Source organism: Kitasatospora sp. NPDC057512, from assembly GCF_042802135.1.
Lineage (GTDB): Bacteria > Actinomycetota > Actinomycetes > Streptomycetales > Streptomycetaceae > Kitasatospora.
In genome coordinates, this window is the sequence record NZ_JBHVET010000942.1 from 1 (window position 1) to 2,699 (window position 2,699).

The 2,699-nt window shown below is 74.6% G+C and carries 3 protein-coding genes; 2 read left to right on the top strand and 1 reads right to left on the bottom strand.

What is annotated here, in order from left to right:
• Positions 1 to 117: 117 nt before the first annotated feature.
• Complete coding sequence (locus ACFU6K_RS36005; protein ID WP_380670402.1) at positions 118 to 993, top strand: GNAT family N-acetyltransferase; 876 nt, start codon at positions 118 to 120, stop codon at positions 991 to 993.
• Positions 994 to 1,071: 78 nt separating this feature from the next.
• Entirely contained in the window at positions 1,072 to 1,620 is a 549-nt protein-coding gene (locus ACFU6K_RS36010; RefSeq protein WP_380670398.1) for a GNAT family N-acetyltransferase, read from the top strand.
• 37 nt (positions 1,621 to 1,657) lie between these two features.
• Here the strand turns inward: ACFU6K_RS36010 and ACFU6K_RS36015 are convergent, their stop codons facing one another.
• Positions 1,658 to 2,575, bottom strand: coding sequence for an aminoglycoside phosphotransferase family protein (locus tag ACFU6K_RS36015; protein WP_380670400.1), 918 nt, complete (start codon positions 2,573 to 2,575; stop codon positions 1,658 to 1,660).
• Between the last annotated feature and the right edge of the window lie 124 nt (positions 2,576 to 2,699).

A 2,699-nucleotide genomic window follows, 5' to 3' on the forward strand; every position in this document is an offset into this window, starting at 1 on the left:
GAAGCGGGGCCGTCCGTTCGCGGACGGCCCCGCGGCCGTAGCCGGGTGGGGCCACGGAGTAGGGTGCGGCCAGAGTCGTCTCAGTGAGGTGCTGTCCCGATGCTCGATCGCGGTGTGATGCTCCCGAGCTCCTTCCAGGCCGCGCGGGCCCTGGCCACCACCCGCGTGCTGGAGCCGCCGGACCTGTCGGAGGCCCTGGAGATCCTCCACCGCGACCCGGTGGCCAACGCCTTCGTCGCGACCAGGGTCGAGGCCGTCGGGCTGGACCCGTGGCGGCTCGGCGGGGAGATGTGGGGCTGGTACGACGGGGACGGCGTGCTGGGCGCGCTCTGCTACGCCGGGGCGAACCTGGTCCTGGTCGACGCCGGGCCGGAGGCGGTCGCGGCGTTCGCGGAACGGGCCCGCCGCCAGGGGCGGCGCTGCTCCTCGATCGTCGGGCCGGCGGCGGCCACGGCGGCCTTCTGGGCACTGCTGGAGCGCAGTTGGGGTCCGCCCCGGGACGTGCGGGCGCACCAGCCGCTGATGGCGACCTCGGTGCCGTCGGCGGAGATCGCGCCGGATCCGCTGGTGCGGAGGGTGCGGCGCAACGAGGTCGAGGCCCTGATGCCGGCGTGCGTGGCGATGTTCACCGAGGAGGTGGGGGTGTCGCCGCTCGCCGGGGACGGAGGGCTCCTCTACCAGGCCCGGGTGGCCGAACTCGTGTCCAGCGGGCGGTCGTTCGCGCGGTTCGGCGAGGACGGGCAGGTCGTCTTCAAGGCGGAGATCGGGGCGGTGACGGAGGGGGCCTGCCAGATCCAGGGGGTCTGGGTCGATCCGGAGCACCGGGGGCGGGGGCTCTCCGAGACGGGGATGGCGGCGGTCCTGGAGGTCGCGTTGCGGGAGGTGGCGCCGGTGGTGTCGCTGTACGTCAACGACTTCAACCTGCGGGCCCGGGCCGCGTACCGGCGGGTGGGGTTCCAGGAGGTCGGGGCGTTCATGAGCGTGCTGTTCTGAGCGGTCCGATCGGGCTGCGCGGGGCGCTGTTGGGATCTTCGGCCGCGCCGCGGGGCCGCTGGTAGTAACGTCCGGGGCATGGATCAGCTGACCGGGGTGACGATCGGGGCCATCGACCTCGCGGACTGGGCGCCGCAGGCGCTGGAGGTCCAGGCGGTGGCGTTCGGGCTGACGCCTGAGGAGGTCGCGGTACGGCTGCACATCGTGGGGCGGCACGCCCAGCAGCCGGGGGTGATCGCGCTCGGGGCGATGAGCGGGGGGCGGCTGGTCGGCTTCGGGTACGGGATGCCCAACCAGCGGGAGCACTGGTGGAGCACGGTGATCGAGCCCTACCTGGCCGCCCGGGGGTACGGGGACTGGCTGGACGGGGTCTTCGCCGTCACCGAGCTGCACGTGCTGCCGGAGTTCCAGGGGCAGGGGGTCGGCTCGCGGATCATCCGGACGCTGTGCGAGGGCTCGGGGCTGGAGCGGAGCATCCTCTCGGCGATCGACGCGGAGACGGCGGCGCGGCGGCTGTACCGGGCGCTGGGGTACCAGGACCTGGCGCGGGCGGTGCGGTTCCCGGCGACGGACCGGCTGTACGCGGTGATGGGAGCCCGGTTGCCGCTGCGGAGGGCCGGGGGGTAACTGCCCTCGGGGTGGGGGGAGTTGGCGGGGGTCGGGGTCAGACGGTGTCGGCGAACTCGAGGTAGAGCTCGGCGTCCTCGCGGCGGTTCGCGGTGAGGGCGCGGAGGGCGAGGTCGACGGCGCGGAAGAGGGTCCAGCCACGGAGGCGCTCCTGGTCGACCTCCAGGGCTTCGGAGAGCCGGCCCAGTCGGCGGCGGACGGCGGCGGGGGCGCCGGGGGAACCGAACAGGGTGTCGGCGCGGTCCAGGGCCAGGCGGGCCAGGTCGTAGGCGCGTTCGCCGGCCAGCGGGCGCGGGTCGATGGCCAGCCAGGGGGCGCGGTCGGCGGCGAGGACGTTGCCGTGGTGGAAGTCGCCGTGCAGGAGGAAGGACTCGTCGGCGGAGCCGGTCAGCTCCCGGGCGGTGTCCAGGGCCTCGGCGACCAGCTGCCGCGCCTCGGCGGCGACGGGGTGGGGGTGTTCCGCGAGACGGGCGGTGGCGGCGACCCGTTCGGAGAGGACGGGGAAGGGGTGGCCCTCGGGGAGCTCCGTCCAGAGGCGGTGCAGCAGGCTGGTGGCCTCCAGCATGGCCTTGGGCTCGGCGAGGGAACGCAGCGGGATCCCGCCGTGGAGGCGTTCGAGCAGCAGAGCCCCGTCGGCGGGGGCGGAGTCGAGCAGGAGGACGGCTCCGCGGCCGGCCCAGTGGGCGAGGGCGGTGTACTCGTGGGCGGTCTCGGGGGTGGGGAAGCCGACCTTGAGGACGGCGGGGGAGAGGTCGTCGCGGTGGACGTACGCGACGAGGCTGAGGCTGCCGCCGGGGTCGAGGATCCGTTCCAGGGTGAGGTTCCAGGCGGCGAGGTGGGCGGCGGTTCTGGCGGGGAGGGTGGCGAGCCAGGGGTGGGCGGCTTCGCCTTGGGTGGCGGTGACGGTGTTCGTCAGCCAGGTGGGGACGGTGATGGTGGGTTCGGCTCCCGACATGGGTCCATTGTGGGGGTTTGGGGGTGGGGGTCGGGCTCTCGGGAGGGTGGGGGCCGGGGGTGGCTCCGGGGGTGGCCGCTCCGGGGGCTGGATGATTTTCAGACTGCCGGTGCTGTGGGTGGGG

Bases quoted from the DNA above. Each gene is read 5' to 3' on its own strand.
- ACFU6K_RS36005 (WP_380670402.1), top strand. From the start codon at position 118: ATGCTCCCGAGCTCCTTCCAGGCCGCGCGGGCCCTGGCCACCACCCGC.
- ACFU6K_RS36010 (WP_380670398.1), top strand. From the start codon at position 1,072: ATGGATCAGCTGACCGGGGTGACGATCGGGGCCATCGACCTCGCGGAC.
- ACFU6K_RS36015 (WP_380670400.1), bottom strand. From the start codon at position 2,575: ATGTCGGGAGCCGAACCCACCATCACCGTCCCCACCTGGCTGACGAAC.